Genomic DNA, 22,258 nt, shown 5'->3' with positions numbered 1-22,258 from the left:
ACGCCAGCGTCAAAAAATTGCCGTAAATGTGTCATAATGTATCTGCTTAATATCTAACCCTTTTTCGCTGACTTACGCGTCAGGCTTACAACGAAAGGTCAAATTAGGGCTATATTTTCCTTTCCCATACAGCACGTTGTCGCGGATAATGCGCCGCGTTCATGTCCTCCAAAAATGGCGTAACGTTTATGCTACATCTGTTTGCTGGTCTAGACCTCAGTACGAGTCTGTTATTGGTTCTTGCCCTGCTGTTTGTATTGTTTTACGAAGCGATCAACGGTTTCCACGACACGGCCAACGCGGTTGCGACGGTCATCTATACCCGTGCCATGCGTGCCCAGCTTGCTGTGGTCATGGCAGGCGTATTCAACTTCCTTGGCGTGCTGCTCGGTGGATTGAGTGTCGCTTACGCTATTGTTCATATGCTTCCCACCGACCTGCTGTTAAATGTGGGATCGGCACACGGTCTCGCCATGGTGTTTTCTATGCTGCTGGCGGCGATTATCTGGAACCTCGGCACCTGGTATCTCGGTCTGCCGGCCTCCAGCTCCCATACGCTGATTGGCGCCATTATCGGTATCGGTCTGACCAACGCCCTGATGAGCGGCACCTCGGTCGTTGATGCCCTCAACATCCCGAAAGTGCTGAATATCTTCCTTTCTCTGATCCTGTCGCCGATCATCGGCCTGGTGATTGCGGGTGGCTTAATCTTTATTCTGCGCCGCTACTGGAGCAGCACCAAAAAGCGTGCGCGTATTCATATGACGCCTGCTGACCGTGAGAAGATCGACGGCAAGAAGAAGCCGCCGTTCTGGACCCGTATTGCCCTGATTGTATCGGCAATCGGCGTCAGCTACTCGCACGGGGCAAACGACGGCCAGAAAGGCATTGGTCTGATCATGCTGGTCCTGATTGGTGTGGCTCCGGCGGGATTCGTGGTCAACATGAATGCCTCCGGTTACGACATCACGCGCACCCGCGATGCGGTCAATCACCTGGAGCAATATTATCAGCAGCATAGCGCCTCGCTGACGCATATCATCCAGATGGCACCGCCAAAGCTGCCGACACCGGAAGAAGTGCCGGCCACCAGCCCGCAGGAGTTCCACTGTGACAGCGCCCGCGCGCTGCAGGCGGTTCAGCGTGCTCAGGGGCTGCTGAATAACCTGCAGAGCTACGATCAGCTGACGGTTGAACAGCGCGGTCAGATGCGTCGTCTGCTGCTCTGCATCTCCGACACTGCCGACAAGGCGGCGAAACTGCCGGAGACCACGCCCGATGACAAACGCTTCCTTGGTAAGCTGAAAAGCGACCTGCTCGGCACCATCGAGTATGCGCCGATCTGGATCATCATGGCTGTGGCGCTGGCGCTGGGCACCGGCACCATGATTGGCTGGCGTCGTGTCGCCACCACCATTGGTGAAAAAATCGGTAAAAAAGGCATGACCTATGCGCAGGGCATGTCGGCTCAGGTGACGGCCGCGCTGTCGATTGGCGTCGCCAGCTACACCGGTATGCCGGTTTCGACCACGCACATCCTCTCCTCATCCGTTGCCGGTACCATGCTGGTTGACGGTGGCGGATTGCAGAGCCGGACCATCAAGAACATCGCGATGGCGTGGGTCTTCACCCTGCCGGTCTGTATTGTGCTGTCAGGTTCGCTCTACTGGATTGCGTTAAAACTGGTGTAATGCCAGCTAAAAAGGGCGGCTCCGGTCGCCCTTTTTTAATGCCAGATCGCCAGCGCCACCAGGCTGATAATGACCAGTCCGCACAGCGCGCTGGTCAGAATAAACTGCCCACGCACCCGCTCGCAGCGCCGGATAAACTCATCGTCATGATGGTCGAGATAGCGCTTAGCCCAGATATAGGTTACCAGCCTCACCTGCTTGCTCGGCTGACCGTGAGAGGTAAAAAAGCCCGCGCCGTCGACATACTGATAGAGCAGTGGATCGCACCCCCGTAATACCGCCAGCAGTGCGCGCAGAGATGAAAAATAGCGCGCCATATTCACGATGCATACCACACAAAGCGCCCAGAAAAGCGCAACCGTGCTGATCATATTCTCCCCCTCCCGACTGGCGGCGCAGTCGCTGACCCAGCGATAAATCCCTGAGCAAACCTGCCGTCATCACCAGCCACTGAATCACCGGACTGCGAAAGTTTTCGACCCCCTGAGCGGTTGCGAATCGGACCGCCTTTTTTCAGTGTAGGAGAAATCTTTACGTTTTTTCCAACGATGATTTTCGTTCAGCGCGAGTAAATCCGGCACAGCCTTGATCTTATTCACAAGCCAGACGGCAACCACAGCATTTACGGTGAGAGAAGACTATACTCAGGGCATAACTACATCACCTGCAACGCAGGCAGACACTTTGGTGGCGCTCATCGCCCGCTCGCGCAAGGGATTTCGCTCAGCTGTGACGCGGCAGGAACACCGGATGCCATCCTTAATCTCGCGAAAGGAGTTTTATCATGGCTTATAAACATATCCTGATTGCAGTAGACCTTTCCCCCGAAAGTCAGTTACTGGTGGATAAGGCCGTTTCGCTGGCTCGCCCGTACGATGCCCGCATTTCCCTGATTCACGTCGACGTGAACTACTCCGACCTTTACACCGGTCTGATCGACGTTAACCTGGGGGATATGCAGAAGCGTATCTCGGAAGAGACGCACACCGCCCTGAAAGGATTATCAGAGGCGGCCGGTTATCCGATCAGTGAAACCCTGAGCGGCAGCGGCGACCTGGGTCAGGTTCTGGTCGATGCCATTAAGAAGTATGACGTTGACCTGGTGGTCTGCGGTCATCATCAGGATTTCTGGAGCAAGCTGATGTCTTCGGCCCGTCAGCTGATTAACACGGTGCATATCGATATGCTGATTGTGCCGCTGCGCGATGCCGACGACGAATAAATCCTTTTCTGAAAGCCGGCGTCAGCCGGCTTTTCTCTGTCGTCTCTTTCAGGTTCGGCCCGGCCCCCGCATTTATCCGCTTCATTTCGCTTATCTGAACATCATATTAAAACCGGCGTTACATTAATGAATCGTTGATTCGCTAATGCGAATCGTTTTATTTCGCGCAGTGCGCTGTTTATCACAATTTTACTATGGGCAACCTTTTTCCCATTCGCTATCTTTCGCCTGCTCTCCGATCTGTTTACATCAGAGAGAGCAGGAAAAAGATAAGCTGATCTATTTAATCAATAAGGACATTAACAATGAGAGAAATTAACGAGAAAGAAATTGCGGCGGTAAGCGGTGCTGGCCTGCCTGAATTTCTGGGTGACGTGAACAGCGCACTGACGGACGTTTCGGGCTTACTGGACAGCACCCTGACGTCGCTGAAGGAAAGCACCACATTCGGAGAGCGACTGAGTCTGACCTTCAGAGCCCTCGGCCTGAATGTGGCCAAAAGCTTTCTGACCGCCTTTTCCGGCTTCCTGACGACAATATCGGCCTGATTTATTTACCCTGTTTGTACGATTGCGCAAACAGGAGAGGCTGAAGCATGCCTGAAACGTTATCAGGCATGCTCTTTAAGCAAAAACAGAAAACGAAATAGCCACTCGCGCTGACATACGTTATTCGCTGAGCGGAGGATAAATATCAAAGCGATGGCTTTTAGTCACCACGGCGGCCTGCGTCACCACACCCGCCAGCGGCGGCGCATAGTCTGGCCGTTTTACCACAATGCGTTTTCTGGCCAGCCGGCGGGCAGGCTCCAGTAACGCATCCGCATCCTCATCCGGCCCCACCAGCGACTGAAAGACCCGCATCTCCTTTTTCACCAGCGCACTTTTCTGGCGATGGGGATACATCGGATCGAGATAAACGACGTCAGGCGGTGGCGTGATATCACCCAGTGCCTGGGCACTGGCCGCATGAATCAGCGTCAGCCGCTCGCGCAGCCAGGGACCGATTTCCGCATCCTGATAGCCACGCTGCAGACCATCTTCCAGCAGTGCTGCCACCACCGGATGGCGCTCCAGCATCCGTACCCGGCAGCCCAGCGCCGCCAGCACAAACGCATCGCGTCCCAGACCGGCGGTCGCATCGACCACATCCGGCAGATAACTGCCTTTGATGCCGACCGCTTTGGCGACGGCTTCACCGCGTCCTCCGCCGAAACGACGGCGATGGGCCATGGCGCCGGTGACGAAATCAACAAATATACCGCCCAGCTTTGGCTCATCCCGCTTACGCAGTTCAAGGTGGGTCGCGGTCTGCACCAGCGCCAGCAGCGCGGTGTCATCCTGCTCCAGCTGCCAGCGCTGCGCTAAACGTGACAAGGCGCCGTCTCCGGCGCCTGATTCATCGAGCAAACAGATTTTCACGAACCGACTTATCCCTGAATGCCGTAATGTTCCAGCATCGCATCGAGCTGCGGCTCACGGCCACGGAAGCGCTTAAACAGCTCCATTGGCTCTTCCGAACCGCCGCGCGTCAGGATGTTATCCAGGAACGACTGGCCGGTTTCGCGGTTGAAGATCCCTTCCTCTTCAAAACGGGAATAGGCATCCGCCGCCAGCACGTCCGCCCACAGATAGCTGTAGTAACCTGCCGCATAGCCGCCCGCAAAAATGTGGCTGAAGGCGTGCGGGAAACGGCCCCATTCCGGACCAGGCACCACCGCCACGCGGCTTTTCACTTCACGCAGGGTTTCCAGAATCTGCGCGCCTTTTTCCGGGTTGAACTCGGTATGCAGACGGAAATCGAACAGGCCGAACTCCAGCTGACGCAGGATAAACAGCGCGGCCTGATAGTTCTTCGCGGCCAGCATTTTATCCAGCAGGGCTTTCGGCAGCGGTTCGCCGGTCTCATAGTGTCCGGAGATAAACGCCAGCGCATCCGGCTCCCAGCACCAGTTTTCCATAAACTGGCTTGGCAGTTCGACCGCATCCCATGGCACACCGCTGATACCGGAAACACCAGGCGCTTCGATGCGGGTCAGCATGTGGTGCAGACCGTGACCGAACTCATGGAACAGGGTAATCACTTCGTCATGGGTGAAGAGCGCAGGTTTCCCCTTCACCGGACGGTTAAAGTTACAGGTCAGATAGGCGACCGGCTTCTGCAGGGTGCCATCGGCTTTACGCATCTGACCCACGCAGTCATCCATCCAGGCGCCGCCACGTTTGTGTTCGCGGGCATAGAGGTCGAGATAGAAGCTGCCGCGCAGTTCGCCGGTTTCATCGAACAGATCGTAGAACTTCACGTCAGGATGATAGACCTCAACGTCGTTACGCTGCTTCGCACTGATGCCGTAGATGCGTTTGACCACTTCAAACAGGCCAGCGACCGCACGCGCTTCCGGGAAGTATGGGCGCAGCTGCTCATCGCTGATGGTATAGAGATGCTGCTTCTGCTTTTCCCCGTAATAGGTGAGATCCCACGGATTCAGCTCTTCAACGCCATGCTCTTTTTTCGCGAAGGCGCGCAGCTGCTCCAGCTCTTTTTCCCCCTGCGGACGGGCGCGTTCGGCCAGGTCATTCAGGAAGTCGATCACCTGAGACGGGCTCTGGGCCATTTTGGTCGCCAGCGATTTGTCGGCGTAAGAGTCAAAGCCCAGCAGCTGTGCCAGCTCGTGACGCAGCGCCAGCTCTTCCGCCATGATCGGGCCGTTATCCCATTTCCCGGCGTTTGGCCCCTGATCGGAGGCGCGTGTCGCATAGGCGCGATACATCTCTTCACGCAGCGCCGCGTTATCGCAGTAAGTCATCACCGGCAGATAGCTTGGGATATCCAGCGTCAGCAGCCAGCCCTCCTGCTCTTTGGCTTCGGCCTGCGCTTTCGCCGCCGCCAGCGCACTTTCTGGCATACCGGCCAGCTCATTTTCGTCGGTGATCAGTTTGCTCCAGCCCATGGTGGCATCCAGCACGTTGTTGCTGTACGCCGAGCCCAGCTCGGAGAGACGTGCGGCGATTTCGCCATAGCGCTGCTGCTTCTCTTTCGGCAGACCGATACCGGAAAGCTCAAAATCGCGCAGGGCGTTATCTACCGCTTTCTTCTGCGCCAGATCCAGGGTCGCGTATTGATCGCCCTCTTTCAGGTCGCGATACGCCTGATACAGTCCCTCATGCTGACCCACCCAGGTGCTGTACTCCGACAGCAGCGGCAGCGTCTGCTCATAGGCTTCGCGCAGCTCCGGGCTGTTCTTCACGGCATTGAGATGGCTGACCGGCGAGAAGATACGGCTCAGGCGGTCATCCGTTTCAGCCAGCGGCTGAACCAGGTTATCCCAGGTGTAAGGCGCGCCGTGCGCCACGACCTTTTCAACTTCTGCGCGACACTGACTGAGCACTTCAGTCACGGCAGGCACCACATGTTCAGGCTGGATGGCAGAAAAAGGGGGAAGCGTAAAAGATGTCAGTAGCGGATTGGTCATAGCGCAGTCCTTTATGGATGTATGGGGCGCAGCGGGTCGCGCAACGCAATCTCAATAACATGCGGCTTAGTGTAGCGAAAATCAATGGCAGGCAGGATGAGGTGAGGAAGAAACCGCCGGATCGCGCGCCCCGATTTGTTGTCACGCTTCTGGCACATCGCCCGCCCATCCCTGATATAATCGCGGATTCTCATGCTTTTCCTGCGTCGGGTGCTGTGCGTCGTTCTGTGGGTAATACGTGAGGTAATAATTGGTACAAATTGATTTCCCATCGATTAAAACCTTATACATTCAACAGGATAAACAATGCTGAGTTATCGCCATAGCTTCCATGCTGGCAACCACGCCGACGTACTGAAGCACACCGTGCTGAGTCTGATCATTACGGCGCTGAAAGAGAAAGAGAAACCGTTCTTCTACCTGGATACTCACGCAGGCGCGGGCCGCTATCAGCTCAGCGGTGAACACGCCGAGCGCACCGGCGAATATCTGGAAGGCATCTCCCGCATCTGGCAGCAGCCCGATGCGCCTGAACTGCTGCAACCCTACTTTGATGCGATTGCTGCGCTGAACCGCAGTGGCACGCTGCGCTACTATCCCGGCTCGCCGCTGATTGCCCGTCACCTGCTGCGTGAAGATGACAAACTGCAGCTTACGGAACTGCACTCCAGCGACTACCCGCTGCTGCGTAACGAGTTCAGCAAAGATAAGCGCGCGCGCGTCGATCGTGCCGACGGCTATCAGCAGCTGAAAGCGAAGCTGCCCCCGCTGTCGCGTCGTGGTCTGGTGCTGATCGACCCGCCGTACGAGATGAAAAGCGATTATCAGGCGGTGGTGAAAGGCATTCAGGAAGGCCATAAGCGTTTCAGCACTGGTGTTTTTGCGCTGTGGTATCCGGTGGTGTTACGTCAGCAAATTAAACACATGCTACGCGATCTGGAAGCCACCGGTATCCGCAATATCCTGCAGATTGAACTGGCGACCCGTCCTGACAGCGATCAGCGCGGCATGACCGCTTCCGGCATGATCGTGATTAACCCGCCGTGGAAGCTGGCGCAACAGATGGAAACCCTGCTGCCGTGGCTGCATCAGAAGCTGGTGCCCGCCGGAACCGGCCACGCGGTCGTGAACCAGATCGTGCCTGAATAAGTGCGTCCGGCCTGATGTGGCTCCTGCTGGCCGGTGCGCTGGCCGCGCTGCAACCCGCCCGACGGCTGGCTCTCCTGCTGTTAGCGTTCGCCGTCGGAGTGGGGTTCTATCAGCATGTTCTGACGTGGCCGGTGCTGCCGTTGCTGGCCGGCACCGGGGTGCTGGTCGCGCTGCGTCTCTGGCATACGGCCCCTTCCCGGCGGCACCGCCTCAGCGAAGCCCTGCTGGTTGTGATTGCCATGGGGTTATTTCTGCATCTCTTTCCCGGCTTTGCTAATCCCCGCCAGGTTGATGAGGTGCGTGCTGGCGCGCAGAGCGTGCCTTTCAGTTTTTCCTTTAACTTCGATAAAGCCCTGGTTCCCTTTGTGCTGCTGGCCGCGCTGCCCACCCTCTTCCGCGCCCCTGCCCACCCGCCGCGCTTTCGCTGGCTCAGTGCGCTGGCGTTAATCGCCGCGGTTCCGCTGCTGCTCGGTAGCGCCGTGCTGCCGGGCGGCCTGGCGATTGAGCCCCACTTTCCGCCGTGGCTGGGGGCGTTTGTGCTGGCGAATCTCTTCTTTGTTTCGCTGGCCGAAGAGGCGCTGTTCCGGGGTTATCTGCAACAGCGGCTGAGAGAGGCGCTGGGGGGGATGCCCGCGCTGCTGCTAAGCGCGCTGCTGTTCGGGCTGGTGCACGCCCCCGGCGGCGTGCTGCTGGTGATTTTTGCCACCCTGGCGGGAGGATTGTACGGCCTGGCGTGGCACTGGAGCGGCCGCTTATGGCTGGCGACCCTCCTGCACTTTGCCCTGAACCTTACCCATCTGCTGCTGTTTACCTATCCCGCGCTGCAACACTAGACGGTGAAGACTGCCAGGTCGCTCGCCAGCTCGGTGCGAGGGAAAATCGTCTGGCACTCGGCCAGCAGGCGGCTCATATCCTTTGCCAGATAGCGGGAGCTGAAGTGAGTGGCGATCAGCCGTTTGGCTCCGGCGCGCTTTGCCACGTCGGCTGCCTGCAGGGTGGTAGAGTGTCCGCGTCCGTTGGCTTTCTCCTCCATCGCCGCCTCCAGCGTGGTTTCATGCACCATCAGGTCAACATCCGCCGCCAGCTGCAACGCGACATCGGTCGGCGCCGTATCGCCAAAGATGGCCAGCTTTTTGCCCGGCGTCGACGGGCCGAGATAATCCGCGCCATTGACCACCCGCCCATCTTCCAGCGTCACGCATTCCCCCTGTTTCAGCTGCTGAAACCATGGCCCGCGCGGAACCCCTTCCGCTTTCAGCCGCGCGGCATCGAGCAGGCCGGGTTTGTCGTGCTGCTCAATGCGATAACCAAAACACGCAACCGGATGGTTCAGCGGCCAGGCACTGATCCGGAACTCGCCATCATCCAGCGTCCAGCCCGCCTCAATCTCAACAATGTTCAGCGGATAGTCGGTGTAGGAGCCGCTGATCGCCAGCGCCGTTTCAACAAAGGTCTTTAAGCCTTTCGGGCCATAGACCGTCATCGGGGTGGTTAACCCGGCCATTGAGCGGCTGGTGAGCAGCCCCGGCAGACCAAAAATATGGTCGCCATGCAGATGGGTGATAAAAATCTTATCCAGCTTGCCCGGTTTCAGGCTGGAGCGCATAAACTGTAACTGCGTGCCCTCGCCGCAGTCGAACAGCCAGGTTTCCCCGCTCAGTGCGCGGGTGAAGGCGATGGCGGTGACGTTGCGTTGCAGGCTGGGCGCACCGCCGCCGGTGCCGAGAAAAGTAAGGTGCATGGTATGCTTCCCTGAAAGCGATGAAAAAACAGAACCCTATTACAATCATAGGCGCAATCTTTGCGTCATTTCGACCGACAGCGTTACACTCAACCCCAAATTTTTATGCAACCGGATGGATACTTCAATGACCCGACATTTCGACTATCTCGCCATTGGCGGCGGCAGCGGCGGCATCGCTTCAATTAACCGTGCGGCCATGTATGGCCAGAAATGTGCCCTGATTGAAGCCAAAGAGCTGGGCGGCACCTGCGTGAACGTAGGTTGTGTGCCGAAGAAAATCATGTGGCACGCCGCGCAAATCGCCGAAGCTATCCATCTGTACGGGCCGGATTATGGCTTCGACACCACCGTGAATCGTTTCGACTGGGCCACGCTGGTCAAAAACCGCAGCGCCTATATCGATCGTATCCACAACTCCTATGACAACGTGCTGGGTAAAAACAAAGTCGAAGTGATCAAAGGCTTTGCCCGGTTTGTCGATGCGCACAGCGTGGAAGTCAACGGCGAGATTATCACAGCCAGCCATATTCTGATCGCCACGGGCGGCCGCCCGGTTCACCCTTCGATTCCGGGTGCGGAGTACGGTATTGATTCTGACGGCTTCTTCGAGCTGGACGCCCTGCCAAAGCGCACCGCGGTGATCGGTGCGGGCTACATCGCGGTGGAGCTGGCCGGTGTGGTGAACGCGCTGGGATCGGAAACCCATCTGTTCGTGCGTAAACACGCGCCGCTGCGCAGCTTTGATCCCCTGCTCAGCGAGACGCTGGTAGAAGTGATGAACAGCGAAGGGCCGATGCTGCATACCGAAGCCGTTCCGAAAGCCGTGATTAAAAACGAAGATGGCAGCCTGACGCTGCAGCTGGAAAACGGCAGCGACTACACCGTGGACTGCCTGGTCTGGGCGATTGGCCGTGAGCCTGAAACGGACAATCTCAATATTCAGGCCGCGGGCGTGGCGCTGGATGAGAAAGGCTACATCCGCGTCGATAAGTTCCAGAACACCAATGTGTCAGGCGTTTACGCCGTAGGCGATAACACCGGTGCGGTTGAACTGACCCCGGTAGCGGTGGCCGCGGGCCGTCGCCTCTCTGAGCGCCTGTTTAACAACAAGCCGGACGAGCATCTCGATTACAGCAATGTCCCGACCGTGGTGTTCAGCCATCCGCCGATTGGCACCGTCGGTCTGACAGAGCCGCAGGCGCGTGAACAGTATGGCGACGATCAGGTGAAGGTCTACAAATCGTCGTTTACGGCGATGTACACCGCCGTGACGCAGCATCGTCAGCCGTGCCGCATGAAGCTGGTCTGTGTGGGTGCCGATGAGAAGATTGTCGGGATTCACGGTATCGGATTCGGCATGGATGAGATGCTGCAGGGCTTCGCCGTGGCGCTGAAAATGGGTGCGACGAAGAAAGACTTCGACAACACCGTGGCGATCCACCCGACCGCAGCGGAAGAGTTTGTGACCATGCGCTAGCCACCTCCCCCCTGCGCATGACTGACCGTTACCCGCTGACACGTTGCTCTGCGGGTAACGGCTTTAATTAAAATAGGTTTCCCGCAACGGCGTTAATGCCGCACCCATTGCCGAGCTGTCCCCCTCAATGGCGCTGAGCAGAATATCCGGATATTCCGCAGAAATGCCCCAGCGTTCACCCGAGCTCGTGCGCGGCATAGCTAAAAACATCTCCCCCAGCTGACGGGGAATTTCACCCCCTAATATGATGGCGCCGGGATCGATCACCGCATTCATGGCATCCATTGCCCGATGCAGATTTGGCGTTACGTCTTCTACCCACTGTTGCGCAATCGGCCAGGCCGGATCGAATTTATGATTGAGATCGCGTATATCTTTGATTTCAATACCGCCATCACGTAACCGATCGATCAGGATCCCGAGGGCCGGGCGTAGCTTGCCCTCTTCCGGCGTAAAAATACGGCTGATCTCCCCCGCATTCCCGAATGCCCCCTGGAACGGTTTGCCGTTAATCACGATGCCACCGCCAAAACCATAATTAAAAGAGAGATAGCCAAACGTATCGTATTTCAGCCCGGCGCCTAAAAAGGCTTCAGCGTGCGCCGCCGTTGTGGCGTTATTTTCAATCCATACCGGTCGATCAAATAACATGGTAATTTCACGATGCAGATCGATGCCCATCCACGCTTTTAAAGGTTCAGGCGGATTAAAATACTTTCGTGATTCATAAAGAAAGCCCGCCATGCTGTATCCCACCCCACAGACTTTTTCTGGCGAAATACCATATTGTTTTAAGGTATCCAGATAGTGATGTCTGATATTCAGTAAGGTCCGGGCAGGATCGCGCGGGTGCGTATCCAGTACGCAGTATTCTGTAATGCCGCCCCGGAAATTAATCAGGCTGGCGGCCACGCTGTCTGAGTTAATCGAGATACCGTAACCATAACGCGCGTTCGCATTGAGGGATAACGACGGGCTGGGCTTGCCTCTTCCCTGGGAGGGCGATTCCCCCAGGCTGAGAAAGCCGTTTTCGGTCAGCGTATCAACAATGCGGTGAACAGATGACTGGTTCAGAATGGTTTGCGAAACCAGCGAGGAGCGGGAAATGCCATCGTTGCGGCGGACAAGCTCAAGAATGAGTTTTTCACTGCGGTTAAGTTCGACTTCATGACCAGCGGAATATCCATAAACCACAGCGTTCTCCTCACCCTGTTTAATAATGCCTTCTGTTAACAACCTAGCATGCTTTTATGCATAGCGAATAGTTAAAGACCCTGCCTTTGCGTTTTCGTTAAATGTGCCAATATTCAGCTTCTGCTGCCCTGCCTTACACGATCATAAAAGCGTCATAATAGTGAAACATTACGAGGGGAGACTCCAATATCATGCAATGAGCATGATATTAAAAACGTGCCTTATGTACGGACTGGCACTTTCACCGTGCACAGGGCTCTGCCTTCATTTACACACTTTTTTTGTGCATCAGGTGAACAATGGAAACGCGCTTAAAGGTTGCTGAACGCATCGCGCAGGAGGCCTCGCTTTTGGCTCTGGACTATTTCAGACGGCTAAAAGAGTCAGAGATCGGCGAAAAAAGGCCGCAGGATCTCTTCAGTGAAGCCGATCGGGAAGTGGAAAATCTGATTCGGCAGCGCCTGGAACATCACTTCCCACAGGAATCAGTTATCGGGGAAAAGCATGGTGGTGAGCCCAGCGCCAGCTACTGGTCTGTTGATCCGATTGATGGTACGAGTCACTTCCTGCGCGGCTCATCCCTGTGGGGGATTTCTGTTGGCTATGTGATCGATGGCGAGCCGGTGATGGGCGTGATCGTCCATCCGGTTTTAAACCTCATGCTGAGCGGCGGCAAGGAGACAGGGCTTTATCTGAATGGCGAGCCCTTTCAACGTCCTGTGGTCGCTGAAGCGCTGAAAACCGTGGCGATTGGCGACAGTCCATCATGGGATTTCACCCATCAGCTCTGTATTGAAAAGGCGTATCGGGACGACGGCTGGAATGTGGTGCGCTATCGCTGTACCACCGCAGGTTTAAGCTTTAGCGTGCTGGGTTACGTCGACGGTTATCAGGAATGTTTTAGCAGCATGTGGGACGTTTCTGCGGGTTATGCGCTCTGTAAGGCCGCGGGACTGGATGCACATCTTGCCGGTTCACAGGAAAAGAGCAGAACACATGTTAGTGTCGGGACGGCCGAAATGAATCGCCTTTCCGCCCGGTTTATCCCTTACCCGCGTTTTACGCCCGCCTGACCACGCATTGCCGCCGGCTTACCTCATCACGGCATTTCAGGACAGCCTTTCCCCGCTGTCCTGCCCGCTATGCATGTTCACCCGGCCCTCTATCCCGAATATTAATTACAATGCATGAAAATGGTTAGCGTGTTAAACGTATGACTCTCAAGTAAACGCCCACTCAACTGTTATATATAGGTTTTAAAAAGTTAATAAATTCTTAACCTGCCTGAAATTGCTTAACTCCGATACGCCAAATTATTATGCGCCTCGCATTAATTAAAAAGTCCCTGGCACTCTATGACGGAGCCGCTCAACGTGAACACGCTAGAAATTCACAATGCCATGCTGACGTTCGACGATTTTGTCGCGCTGAACGGCATTTCCCTGCAGGCCAGAAAAGGGCAATTTGTTTCCCTGCTTGGCCCCTCTGGCTGTGGCAAAACCACGCTGCTTAAAGTTATTGCCGGCTTCTACACGCTTGATAGTGGCAACGTCCTGATCCACCAGCAGGACATGCATCATGTCAAACCTGAACATCGCGATACGGCGATGTGCTTCCAGTCCTATGCGCTGTTTCCTCACCTCTCCGTTGCTGAAAATATCGGGTTCGGCCTCAGGCAACGGAAGATGGAAAAAACAGACATTCACGTTCGCGTCGCGCAGACCGCCGCGCAGGTTTCGCTGAATGCGCATTTGTCTAAACTGCCAGCGCAGTTATCCGGCGGCCAGCAGCAGCGTGTCGCGCTGGCCAGAGCGCTGGCCGTGCGTCCGGAAATCGTGTTGTTTGATGAGCCGCTGTCAAATCTGGATGCCAGATTACGCGACAAGGTACGACTGGAGATCAGACAGCTTCAGCGCGTCCACGGGTTTACCGCCATTTATGTTACCCACGACCGTGCAGAAGCCCTGTCGATGTCTGACATTGTGGTGGTCATGAATGCCGGAAAGATTGAGCAAACCGGAACGCCGGATGAGATCTACTATTCCCCGGTAAACCGCTTTGTCGCCGGTTTCGTCGGTCAGGCTAACGTCATGAAAGCCCGCGTACTGGAGAGCGACAGCAGCACCGGTATTTATCGCATTGCGTGCGTACTGGGCGAAATGGAAGTCCATAGCCCTGCGCCGCCCGTATCGGACGAGGTCTATACCTTCTGGCGCCCTGAGGATGCCGTACTCAGCGAACAGCGTGCCGGAAAAAATACGCGGGCCTTTGAAATCGGCGCGGTGAGTTTTCTGGGCAACCTTTCTGAACTCCAGGTTCATCCGCTGGGCCATGAAGAAACGGAATATCAGTGGTGCATCCAGCTGGTCGGTAAAAGCGCCATCCGCGAAGGGGACAACGTTAATTTCTCTCTTCCGCCAGACAAGATCCGCTTTTTACGGGAAAGCTATTCATGAAAACGCGCACCCGGAACAGGCTCTGCTGGTTGCTGGTTCTGCCTGCGGTCGCGCCGGTCGTCATCACGCTGATGCTGATTGTGATCATGGCACTGGCGCAATCCGTTGGCCTGTTTAATTTTGGCGCCCCGGCGCGCTTTACGCTTCACTACTGGCAAACCATTCTGAATGACAACCAGCTGTGGCGCGCGACAGGCTACTCGCTCAGAATCGGCGTGATCAGTGCGGTGCTGTCCGTTGCCCTGGCGCTTCCGCTGGCACTCTGGCTGAGAAAGCCTTTCCCCGGCTCAATGCTGATGAGCGGCTTACTCAAAGCCCCGCTGATGGTACACGGGCTGGTGGCTGCGCTGCTGTTTATCAACCTGATTTCCTGGCAGGGCTTTATTAACCTGGGCCTGGTCCGGCTGGGGATCCTCTCTCACCCCATCAGAATGCAGAATGACCGCTGGGGCATTGGCGTGATTATTTTGCAGGTCTGGAAACAGCTTCCCTATGCGCTGCTGATCATGACCGGCAGCCTGCGCGCGATTGGCGATGAAATTTTCAATGCCGCGCGGGATTTAGGTGCCGGCAAGCGTGCCCGGTTGTTACAGATCATCCTGCCCTTATCTGTCAGATCCGTTCAGGTATCGCTGGTGCTGATCTTCATCGGCGCCCTGGGTGACTTTTCCTTCCAGGTCGTTGCGGGGCCAACCAGCGTGTTCTCTCTTTCGCAATACATGCTGCGCTTCCCTGAAATCAGCGCACAGGGCTGGAATCTTGCGGCCGTTGTCGCGGTGATTTTAATGCTGGCCGCTTTTGTCGGTGCAGTCGTGCTTGCCGCCCTGGCGAAGTGGCTGCAACAAGCCGGAGAACAGAGATAATGAGAGCCAGAGAGACCTTATCCCCGCTGCGTATCGTCATGATGACCCTTATCACCGCCCTGTTTATGCTGTGGCTGGTTATTCCCTTTATGCTGACCGTGCTGTGGTCACTGGTCGATAAAACCCATCCGTGGGCATGGCCAGATGCCCTGCCGCCGGTTCTCTCACTGGGACGCTGGGTGGAGGTATGGACCACGACCGCATTACCGCAGGCGCTCAGGAACAGCTATTTACTGGCGGCAGCCGTCTCCGTCTGCACGCTGATGTTGTCTCTGCCTGCCGCGTGGGCGTTTGGCAGAATGTCGTTTACGGGCAAACACCTTTTACAGAATGCGATCTTATTGCCGCTTATCGTTCCGGGCTTTGTCGTCGCGCTGTTTTTTTCCATGTTGCTCAACGTGGTGGGCATTCACAGCCGGTTTGGCGGCATTTTACTGGGGCATATGATTATCCTGATGCCTTATGCCGTGCGCATTCTGACCCTGTCGTTTTCGCAGATACGCCAGGACACGCTCGATGCGGCACGAGATATGGGCGCTTCGGCGATGAACCGGTTTTTAGTGGCCTGCCTGCCCACCCTCAGACCGGGAATATTTGCCGCATTAATTATTGTCTTTACGTTATCCATAGAAGAGTTCGCCATAAGTTTTATTGTGGGCTCACCCGATTTTATTACCGTCCCTGCCATTCTCTATTCTTATCTGGGTTATAACTTTATCCGACCCAATGCGGCGGTCATTTCTTTAATGCTGGTTGTACCGAATGTCATTTTAATGTTGATTGCAGAAAAATTACTGACAAAAAATCCTGTCGCCTCCTTTGCGGGAAAAGGCTGACACTCTTTAATACGCGTTATTGGGGAAAAATATGTTCAGACTCGCTGCTGCAATATTATTGCTGGCCGGGGCTTTCTGTAGCCAGGCTCAGGATTTAAACACAATGAACTGGGAACAGATTGTCGGACAGGCGAAAAAGGAGGGGAAACTGACCTGGTATCAATGGTATTACCAGGATCGGTTAAAAGAGCAGGTCAGCCTGTTTGAAAAACAGTACGGCATTAACGTTACCCTGTCTGAAGGCACACTTCAGGGCAACATTAATAAGCTCATGGCTGACCGCGGACGGGAAACGGGCGATATCGATCTGTTTTCGATTGGCGGGGGCGCATTCGGAACCGTCTCGCCTGAGCAGACCTTTTTTGGCCCGATTAACAGACTGCTGCCGGAAGGCAAAACCCTGAACTACACCATTGAGGGAACGGACAGTAAAGGCTATGGCGTGGCATTCTGGGGCAACCAGACCGGTCTGGCCTACGATTCGCGCCGCCTTAAGGAAAGTGAGTTGCCGCGAACCCTGTCGCAGCTCACGGCTTTCCTGCAGGCTCATCCTCAGGAATTTGGCTTCAACGTTGAAAACGGCGGTTCCGGCCCGGCCTTTATTGAATCGGTGACGCGCATGCAGGTGCCGGGTTTTGATTTCACCAAAGGCGATGCGGATGTAAAAAGCCTGACGGCTCTGCAGCCCGCCTGGAACTGGTTCAGACAGCAGCGTCCCAACTACATCATTACGGCCTCCAACGCCGACAGCGTCACCCGACTGGTCAGCGGTGAATTCCTGCTGGTTCCCGCCTGGGAAGATTACCTGGTGGGATTAGAAAACCACGGTGAAGTCCCGAAAACCATCCGGCTCTATGTCCCTGATTTCGGCATGCCCGGCGGCGGAAATATGGTGGCGATACCGCAAAATGCCCCCCATAAAGCGGCAGCGTTGCTGTTTATCCACTGGCTGACGCTGCCCACTACCCAGCGGCTGTTCCAGCAGGTTTATGGCATTACGCCGCAGAACAGAGAAGTGAATCGTGATGCCGGGCTGATCGACAGCAAAGAGCGCGTTCATGGCACCCAGTTCATGCCTAAACCGCTGGGTGATGAAGTCAGAACCGAATTCTCTAACCAGGTTTTACTCAGGTAGACCTGCGATAAAACCCTAACAGAAGGTAAAGCCAGGAATGTCGACAAAAAAAACCCCTGCACGCGTAGTGAATTCACGCCTGATTGCCCATCGGGGAGCACCGCTGCTGGCCCCGGAAAACACGCTGCCTTCGTTTCAGGCGGCTGTTGAACGCGGAGCGACGTGGATAGAGGTGGATGTCAAACTCACCAAAGACAGGCATCCGGTCATTATTCATGACGATTCCGTGGACCGGACAACAAATGGCAAAGGCTATGTGGCGAACTTAACCCTGGATGAGATCCGATCGCTGGAGGCGGGCGTGTGTTATGGCCACCTTTTCAGAGGCGTAAAAGTGCCGACGCTGGCTGAAACAGTGGCGTTTGTTCTGGATAAAGGCGTCGGGCTGCAACTGGAGATCAAACCCACCTCCGGACAGGAAGTGGAAACGGCGGAGATTGCTATCGCTCAGCTGAAGTCACTGTGGCCTGCAGGTGAGAAGAAGCTCTTTATCAGCAGCTTCTCGGAGATTTCGCTGCAGGTTGCCGCACAGCTTATGCCTGACGTCCCGCGCGGCCTGGCAGTTTGCGTCCCGCCCAAAGACCCCGAGGCGCTCCTCGCCAGAACGGGTTGCCAGATCCTGCATTTCCTGGGTGACTTCGCGACGGACGAAGACCTGACGCGACTGGCTCGTTCAGGTATTGAATTTGCGATTGCCACGATCAATGACCCGGTTCTTGCCAGAAAATATATTGATGCGGGTGCGCAAACGGTATTAAGCGATATACCCGACTTAGCATTCTGAATAAAAAATTGTTCAGGACGTTCTCAGCCACAAACCCGTAACACCAGGGAAATTCATTATAAAAATGGCCATAAACTTTATGGCCGCTATAACGCCTTTATTATTTAGCCATTCTGGAAGACGAAAGTCATAGTGAAATAAATGCCGCTCTGAGCGGTTACCTCCTCATGCTTAAGTTAACGGATAAGGGTAGATGATATGCACAATAAAATAAAAGCCGCCGCGCCGTATGCAATCTGTTTTCTGGCCTCATTTTCTGCATACTCCGCTGAGATTTATAATAAAGATGGAAATAAACTCGACCTGTACGGTAAAGTCGATGCGCGTCATGTTTTCTCAGATAATATTGCAGAAGATGGCGACAACTCTTACGCACGCCTGGGTTTTAAAGGTGAGACGCAAATTAACGATCGGCTTAGCGGTTATGGTCAATGGGAATATAACTTCCCGCTGAATCACAGTGAAGGCGGTAGCGACGCGCAAACGGGTAATGCCACCCGCTTAGGGTTTGCCGGTCTGAAACTGGCCGACTTCGGCTCGTTCGATTATGGCCGTAGCTTTGGGGTGCTGTACGTTGCCTCTGCCTATACGGATATGGCACCGGTCTACGGTTCCGGCACCATGACTACCAACGATAACTTCCTGTCAAAACGCTCAACCGGCCTCGCGACCTGGCACTCTCCGGCGTGGGGTGGGTTAAAGCTGACCCTGCAGTATCAGGGAAAAAATGACCGCGCCACCGCTAAAGTGGCTAACGGGGATGGCTACGGTGCTGGCGTGACTTACAGCATTACCGATGGGCTGAGCATTGCGGCGGCAGGGATGAAAGCAAAACGGACGCTGATCCAGCAAGCTGACGGTCAGGGAGACGATGCCACCGCCTGGGTCACCTCTGCAAAATATGATGCCAGCCAGCTCTATCTGGCCGCCATGTATGGCGAAGCCAGTGACGTTACGCCTTATGGACAGCTGGCACAGGTCGCCGACAAAACCCATAACGTTGAGGCGATTGCGCAGTACCAGTTCCTGAACGGTCTGCGCCCTTCTGTCGGTTTTGTCATGCAGCGTGGCGAAAACCTGCAGGGCGCAGGGAATTTTGCCGGAGGCAGCCAGACGATGCAGAAATATATTGCGGTGGGCACCTATTTCTATTTCAACAAGAACATGCTGACCTACGTGGACTACCGCAAAAACCTGCTGAAGGACAACGACTTTACGCGTGCCACCGGTATTACGACGAAAAACAGTATCGGTATGGGCCTGACCTATCAGTTCTGACCCGGCTGCTCCTGTTTTGTGCAGCATGGCTTCATACCTGACAACGCGCACTTAGCGAGGCTGGCTCATGCCAGCTTTTTTTACGTCAGCCGCAGGGGAAGCATTACAGGGCCGGGGACGCAGCCTGATGAGGGGTTTCCAGCCACTTAACATAGGCCTGATCCCACAACGCCGCGGGCGTTCCCGCTTTGCCCAGACCAAACCCATGCCCGCCTTTGCTGATCTGAATCAGCTCAACCGGCACGCGATTACGCCGACAGGTGTCGCGCATCAGCTCGGTGTTAAACGGGTTGGAGGTGTGATCGTCTTCCGCCTGCGCCAGGAAGGTGGGCGGATAGCGCCGGGTCACAAAGTTCTGCACTGACCAGTTTGCCTCATCCTGTGGGGTGGCATTTTTGCCGACCATCATCAGATGCGTGCTGGTGTGCTGATAGGGCGCTTCCAGGGTAATGACCGGATAGATCAGGCCCACGCTGTCGACGGCGGGCACCACTTCATCCAGCGGGTCGATGGCCGGATAGGATTCAAAGTCCGGGCGCGCCGCCGCCAGCCCCAGCAGATGGCCACCGGCCGAGAAGCCCAGTACATGCACCCTGCGCTCAAACGATCGCACCAGCCGGATAGCACGCTGCGCATCCTGCAGCGGAGCCAGCCGCCCCGCCTGCCACTTCTCATGCGGCAGCCGGTAGCTGAGCACGTAGGCGGTGTAGCCATTGGCGTTCAGCCAGCGCGCCACCGGCCAGGCTTCGCGCCCCATGCCGATCCAGCGATAGCCGCCGCCTGCGGCGATCAGCACCGCTTCGCCGTTGGGATTTTCCGGTTTGAAACGCTGGATCGCCGGGCTGACGATATTGGACCACGAACCGCTGCTGTTAATGTGCAGCTGGCCCGACGGGCCACCGCCGCCGGGCGGGTCGTCCGGCCAGAGGGGAATAATGTCATCGCGGGCAAATAATTTGCCGGTGGTCATGGAGAGCCCAAGCGCTCCCGTGCCGAGAATAAAGCGTCGACGCGTAATCATAGTGCCTGTTAAGTGATGCCAGTAAGAGAGCAGACCGTTGCGGTGTGCTGCAAAAGAATCAACAGATGCAAGTCTGGTGCCAGACGCTGGCGATTATGTACGCAATGCCGGGTGAAAAGCCATAAAAAAACGCGCCCCGCAGGCGCGTTTTATACCGTGCGGCCCGGTTAATCTTCCTGCTGGAACTGCGCCATCACAGCCTGCTCACACTGCTGTTCGTTGACGCGCAGTTTGGCGCGTTCATCGTCACCCAGCTGCAGCCAGGCACTGGCAACTTCCCGCGCCGATTCTTCATCGAATTCGGGCTGATTCATCGCCGATGAGGATTTACTGCGCGCCACGTCAGATTTCATCTGCTCCACATACTGATCCGCGCTGGCGACCTTTTTTTCACTGCTGACGATGTGACATAGCTGACTGGCGTAGACATTCTGTTCGGTGTCAGCGTCGTCCGCCGCCAGCGCGCTGCCGGAGGCGAGCAGGCTCAGCAGGATAATCTGGGTTACTTTCATTCTTCACTCCTGTTTGTTCGGATTAAACTTTGCGCTGAAGGGCTTCGATGCGCTTCTGACGCCAGTTCAGCAGCGGCGACACGGTGGTGCCGTGGACAACCACGCTGCAGACCACCAGCGTTAACGCCATATTCGTCATGATTTCCATCTGCGGGCCTTCCATGCCGTGCGTCCAGGCATAGGCAATATAGTTCAGGCTGCCGATTCCGCGGATGCCCAGCCAGCCAATCAGCAGACGCTGACCCAGCGGCAGCCCGGCGCGCAGCGTGACCAGCCAGACGGCCAGCGGGCGCACCACCACAAACAGCACCAGGCCCAGCAGCACGCCGTAGATATTCCAGTGCTGTGCCAGCGTCACGCCCAGCACCACCATCATGCCAGCCGCCAGCAGACGTTCAATAGTATCGCCAAAAGAGAGGGCGTCGCCTACTACAAACCCAATCGACTTCACCATATTGTTATTGCCCTGGTGCGCCAGCCGCTTATTGGGATTGACCAGCGCCTCAGAGGGGAGAACACGTTCATCATCAGAGAGATCCTCCGGCTGATGACGGCGAAACACCCCCAGCTCGGCGCGGCGTAGCCCCAGTCCGGCGGCAAAGGCGGCCAGGAAGCCGGAGGCGCCCAGCCACTCCACCAGCGAATAACTCAGCGCGATCAGCGCCAGCGCGAGGAAATCATTTGGGGCCACATCGCCGTTGGCATTGCGCAGCCGGGTCGTCAGCACACCGATCATCTGCCCCATGACAAAGCCGATAAGCAGGCCGGCGCCAATCGCCCAGATCACCTCGACCGCGCCCCAGTGAGCCAGCATCCCCCCGCTCAGGCTCTCGCCATTGAACAGCAGCAGCGCCAGCACCAGCAGCGGCAGCGCGGAGCCGTCGTTCATGCCCGCTTCGCTGGAGATCGCCACCCGCAGCGAGTCATCATCCTGCGCATCGTTTACCGAGATGAGGCTGGCCAGCACCGGATCTGTCGGCGCGACAATGGCACCAAACGCCAGCGCAACCGGCCAGTCTAATCCCACCAGGAAATGGGCCAGCAGGGTCATTGCCGCCACGGTCAGCAGCATGGCGGGAAAGGCGAGCTTCAGCCCGGTGTGCCAGCAGTTATTCTGTAACGGCAGACGCAGCTTGAGTCCGGTGATAAACAGCGAGGCGGCCATGGTGATTTCGGTAATGTGGGCCACGGCCTCGGAATGAGTGACGATATCGATGTGGACCACATCAAACGCCCACGGGCCGCACAGTATGCCCGCGATAAGAAACAGACCAAATGAGGTGACTGGCCCCCGGTGAATCCAACCGGAAGCCAGCGACATCAGCAGCAGAAGGCCGCCCGTCGCTGCTGTCCAGGCTAAAAAGTTCATAATGCTCCAGCTTATTTCGGGTTTATCAATAAGCCTGGCACATTTTTTGAAGGGC

General features: G+C 56.1%; 22 protein-coding genes. 13 read left to right on the top strand and 9 right to left on the bottom strand.

The genetic code is table 11. The annotated features are described in order from the left end of the window. Positions 1 to 188: 188 nt before the first annotated feature. Positions 189 to 1,691 carry an inorganic phosphate transporter PitA gene (gene pitA / locus OJ965_RS03890; protein WP_009087862.1) on the top strand — a complete coding sequence of 501 codons (1,503 nt, stop codon included), beginning with the start codon at positions 189 to 191 and terminating at the stop codon, positions 1,689 to 1,691. A gap of 35 nt (positions 1,692 to 1,726) precedes the next feature. On the opposite strand, the gene uspB is transcribed toward pitA, so the two are convergent. After that, positions 1,727 to 2,062 carry a universal stress protein UspB gene (gene uspB / locus OJ965_RS03885; protein WP_009087864.1) on the bottom strand — a complete coding sequence of 112 codons (336 nt, stop codon included), beginning with the start codon at positions 2,060 to 2,062 and terminating at the stop codon, positions 1,727 to 1,729. Positions 2,063 to 2,475: 413 nt separating this feature from the next. On the opposite strand from uspB, the gene uspA reads away from it, so the two are divergent. Both uspA and OJ965_RS03875 read left to right on the top strand, forming a co-directional pair. After that, complete coding sequence (gene uspA, locus OJ965_RS03880; RefSeq protein ID WP_009087866.1) at positions 2,476 to 2,913, top strand: universal stress protein UspA; 438 nt, start codon at positions 2,476 to 2,478, stop codon at positions 2,911 to 2,913. Positions 2,914 to 3,218: 305 nt separating this feature from the next. Then, the gene (locus tag OJ965_RS03875; RefSeq protein ID WP_058956944.1) at positions 3,219 to 3,461 is read left to right on the top strand and encodes a hypothetical protein; all 243 of its coding nucleotides are present in this window, start codon (positions 3,219 to 3,221) and stop codon (positions 3,459 to 3,461) included. A gap of 120 nt (positions 3,462 to 3,581) precedes the next feature. Here the strand turns inward: OJ965_RS03875 and rsmJ are convergent, their stop codons facing one another. From rsmJ to OJ965_RS03860, 3 genes are read right to left on the bottom strand one after another with little or no spacing between them, the layout of a single operon-like run. After that, positions 3,582 to 4,334 carry a 16S rRNA (guanine(1516)-N(2))-methyltransferase RsmJ gene (gene rsmJ / locus OJ965_RS03870; protein ID WP_046100774.1) on the bottom strand — a complete coding sequence of 251 codons (753 nt, stop codon included), beginning with the start codon at positions 4,332 to 4,334 and terminating at the stop codon, positions 3,582 to 3,584. An 8-nt stretch (positions 4,335 to 4,342) separates the two neighbouring features. After that, entirely contained in the window at positions 4,343 to 6,385 is a 2,043-nt protein-coding gene (prlC, locus tag OJ965_RS03865) for an oligopeptidase A (RefSeq protein ID WP_009087870.1), read from the bottom strand. Between the two features lie 11 nt (positions 6,386 to 6,396). Next, entirely contained in the window at positions 6,397 to 6,579 is a 183-nt protein-coding gene (locus OJ965_RS03860; protein ID WP_058956941.1) for a hypothetical protein, read from the bottom strand. Between the two features lie 112 nt (positions 6,580 to 6,691). Here OJ965_RS03860 and OJ965_RS03855 point away from each other — a divergent pair, with 112 nt between their 5' ends. Continuing rightward, positions 6,692 to 7,534, top strand: a complete 843-nt coding sequence (locus OJ965_RS03855) for a 23S rRNA (adenine(2030)-N(6))-methyltransferase RlmJ (protein ID WP_009087873.1) — start codon at positions 6,692 to 6,694, stop codon at positions 7,532 to 7,534. Positions 7,535 to 7,548: 14 nt separating this feature from the next. Beyond that, on the top strand, positions 7,549 to 8,367 hold the full coding sequence (locus OJ965_RS03850; protein ID WP_154929113.1) for a CPBP family intramembrane glutamic endopeptidase: 819 nt from the start codon (positions 7,549 to 7,551) through the stop codon (positions 8,365 to 8,367). Here the strand turns inward: OJ965_RS03850 and rnz are convergent. Further along, positions 8,364 to 9,275 carry a ribonuclease Z gene (rnz, locus tag OJ965_RS03845; RefSeq protein ID WP_058956939.1) on the bottom strand — a complete coding sequence of 304 codons (912 nt, stop codon included), beginning with the start codon at positions 9,273 to 9,275 and terminating at the stop codon, positions 8,364 to 8,366. The two genes, OJ965_RS03850 and rnz, sit on opposite strands and share 4 nt — an antisense overlap. A 127-nt stretch (positions 9,276 to 9,402) precedes the next feature. Here rnz and gorA point away from each other — a divergent pair, with 127 nt between their 5' ends. Further along, entirely contained in the window at positions 9,403 to 10,755 is a 1,353-nt protein-coding gene (gene gorA, locus OJ965_RS03840; RefSeq protein WP_009087879.1) for a glutathione-disulfide reductase, read from the top strand. A 63-nt stretch (positions 10,756 to 10,818) separates the two neighbouring features. On the opposite strand, the gene OJ965_RS03835 is transcribed toward gorA, so the two are convergent. Next, on the bottom strand, positions 10,819 to 11,949 hold the full coding sequence (locus OJ965_RS03835; protein ID WP_154929114.1) for an ROK family transcriptional regulator: 1,131 nt from the start codon (positions 11,947 to 11,949) through the stop codon (positions 10,819 to 10,821). A gap of 299 nt (positions 11,950 to 12,248) precedes the next feature. Here OJ965_RS03835 and OJ965_RS03830 point away from each other — a divergent pair, with 299 nt between their 5' ends. From OJ965_RS03830 to OJ965_RS03800, 7 genes are all read left to right on the top strand, one after another. After that, a complete protein-coding gene (locus OJ965_RS03830) occupies positions 12,249 to 13,022 on the top strand; it encodes an inositol monophosphatase family protein (protein WP_154929115.1) in 774 nt (257 codons plus the stop codon). 282 nt (positions 13,023 to 13,304) lie between these two features. Continuing rightward, positions 13,305 to 14,405, top strand: coding sequence for an ATP-binding cassette domain-containing protein (locus OJ965_RS03825; RefSeq protein ID WP_154929116.1), 1,101 nt, complete (start codon positions 13,305 to 13,307; stop codon positions 14,403 to 14,405). After that, positions 14,402 to 15,268, top strand: a complete 867-nt coding sequence (locus OJ965_RS03820; protein ID WP_154929117.1) for an ABC transporter permease — start codon at positions 14,402 to 14,404, stop codon at positions 15,266 to 15,268. Before OJ965_RS03825 ends, OJ965_RS03820 begins: the two co-directional genes overlap by 4 nt. Then, a complete protein-coding gene (locus tag OJ965_RS03815; protein WP_154929118.1) occupies positions 15,268 to 16,104 on the top strand; it encodes an ABC transporter permease in 837 nt (278 codons plus the stop codon). The genes OJ965_RS03820 and OJ965_RS03815 overlap by 1 nt, the downstream gene beginning before the upstream one ends. Positions 16,105 to 16,135: 31 nt before the next feature. Further along, a complete protein-coding gene (locus tag OJ965_RS03810) occupies positions 16,136 to 17,239 on the top strand; it encodes an extracellular solute-binding protein (RefSeq protein ID WP_265137852.1) in 1,104 nt (367 codons plus the stop codon). Positions 17,240 to 17,276: 37 nt separating this feature from the next. Continuing rightward, positions 17,277 to 18,023, top strand: a complete 747-nt coding sequence (locus OJ965_RS03805) for a glycerophosphodiester phosphodiesterase family protein (RefSeq protein WP_265137850.1) — start codon at positions 17,277 to 17,279, stop codon at positions 18,021 to 18,023. A gap of 198 nt (positions 18,024 to 18,221) precedes the next feature. After that, on the top strand, positions 18,222 to 19,301 hold the full coding sequence (locus OJ965_RS03800; RefSeq protein WP_265137848.1) for a porin: 1,080 nt from the start codon (positions 18,222 to 18,224) through the stop codon (positions 19,299 to 19,301). Between the two features lie 103 nt (positions 19,302 to 19,404). On the opposite strand, the gene OJ965_RS03795 is transcribed toward OJ965_RS03800, so the two are convergent. The 3 genes from OJ965_RS03795 to OJ965_RS03785 form a co-directional block, all read right to left on the bottom strand. Next, positions 19,405 to 20,322: an alpha/beta hydrolase gene (locus tag OJ965_RS03795; protein ID WP_033736095.1), complete on the bottom strand. Its 918-nt coding sequence runs from the start codon at positions 20,320 to 20,322 to the stop codon at positions 19,405 to 19,407. A gap of 167 nt (positions 20,323 to 20,489) precedes the next feature. Then, complete coding sequence (locus OJ965_RS03790) at positions 20,490 to 20,834, bottom strand: hypothetical protein (RefSeq protein WP_009087900.1); 345 nt, start codon at positions 20,832 to 20,834, stop codon at positions 20,490 to 20,492. Positions 20,835 to 20,856: 22 nt separating this feature from the next. Beyond that, complete coding sequence (locus OJ965_RS03785) at positions 20,857 to 22,203, bottom strand: cation:proton antiporter (RefSeq protein WP_009087902.1); 1,347 nt, start codon at positions 22,201 to 22,203, stop codon at positions 20,857 to 20,859. Positions 22,204 to 22,258: the final 55 nt, after the last annotated feature.

Source organism: Pantoea anthophila, assembly GCF_026104315.1.
Lineage (GTDB): Bacteria > Pseudomonadota > Gammaproteobacteria > Enterobacterales > Enterobacteriaceae > Pantoea > Pantoea anthophila.
The sequence above is the reverse complement of the archived record's forward strand: the minus strand, read 5'-3'. Positions and strand labels throughout refer to the sequence as shown.

Coding starts and splice junctions, on each gene's coding strand:
- OJ965_RS03860 (WP_058956941.1), bottom strand. CDS start 6,579: ATGAGAATCCGCGATTATATCAGGGATGGGCGGGCGATGTGCCAGAAG.
- OJ965_RS03790 (WP_009087900.1), bottom strand. CDS start 20,834: ATGAAAGTAACCCAGATTATCCTGCTGAGCCTGCTCGCCTCCGGCAGC.
- OJ965_RS03820 (WP_154929117.1), top strand. CDS start 14,402: ATGAAAACGCGCACCCGGAACAGGCTCTGCTGGTTGCTGGTTCTGCCT.
- OJ965_RS03855 (WP_009087873.1), top strand. CDS start 6,692: ATGCTGAGTTATCGCCATAGCTTCCATGCTGGCAACCACGCCGACGTA.
- uspB (WP_009087864.1), bottom strand. CDS start 2,062: ATGATCAGCACGGTTGCGCTTTTCTGGGCGCTTTGTGTGGTATGCATC.
- OJ965_RS03825 (WP_154929116.1), top strand. CDS start 13,305: ATGACGGAGCCGCTCAACGTGAACACGCTAGAAATTCACAATGCCATG.
- OJ965_RS03875 (WP_058956944.1), top strand. CDS start 3,219: ATGAGAGAAATTAACGAGAAAGAAATTGCGGCGGTAAGCGGTGCTGGC.
- OJ965_RS03815 (WP_154929118.1), top strand. CDS start 15,268: ATGAGAGCCAGAGAGACCTTATCCCCGCTGCGTATCGTCATGATGACC.
- pitA (WP_009087862.1), top strand. CDS start 189: ATGCTACATCTGTTTGCTGGTCTAGACCTCAGTACGAGTCTGTTATTG.
- gorA (WP_009087879.1), top strand. CDS start 9,403: ATGACCCGACATTTCGACTATCTCGCCATTGGCGGCGGCAGCGGCGGC.
- OJ965_RS03830 (WP_154929115.1), top strand. CDS start 12,249: ATGGAAACGCGCTTAAAGGTTGCTGAACGCATCGCGCAGGAGGCCTCG.
- OJ965_RS03800 (WP_265137848.1), top strand. CDS start 18,222: ATGCACAATAAAATAAAAGCCGCCGCGCCGTATGCAATCTGTTTTCTG.
- rnz (WP_058956939.1), bottom strand. CDS start 9,275: ATGCACCTTACTTTTCTCGGCACCGGCGGCGGTGCGCCCAGCCTGCAA.
- OJ965_RS03785 (WP_009087902.1), bottom strand. CDS start 22,203: ATGAACTTTTTAGCCTGGACAGCAGCGACGGGCGGCCTTCTGCTGCTG.
- OJ965_RS03795 (WP_033736095.1), bottom strand. CDS start 20,322: ATGATTACGCGTCGACGCTTTATTCTCGGCACGGGAGCGCTTGGGCTC.
- OJ965_RS03805 (WP_265137850.1), top strand. CDS start 17,277: ATGTCGACAAAAAAAACCCCTGCACGCGTAGTGAATTCACGCCTGATT.
- prlC (WP_009087870.1), bottom strand. CDS start 6,385: ATGACCAATCCGCTACTGACATCTTTTACGCTTCCCCCTTTTTCTGCC.
- uspA (WP_009087866.1), top strand. CDS start 2,476: ATGGCTTATAAACATATCCTGATTGCAGTAGACCTTTCCCCCGAAAGT.
- OJ965_RS03850 (WP_154929113.1), top strand. CDS start 7,549: ATGTGGCTCCTGCTGGCCGGTGCGCTGGCCGCGCTGCAACCCGCCCGA.
- OJ965_RS03810 (WP_265137852.1), top strand. CDS start 16,136: ATGTTCAGACTCGCTGCTGCAATATTATTGCTGGCCGGGGCTTTCTGT.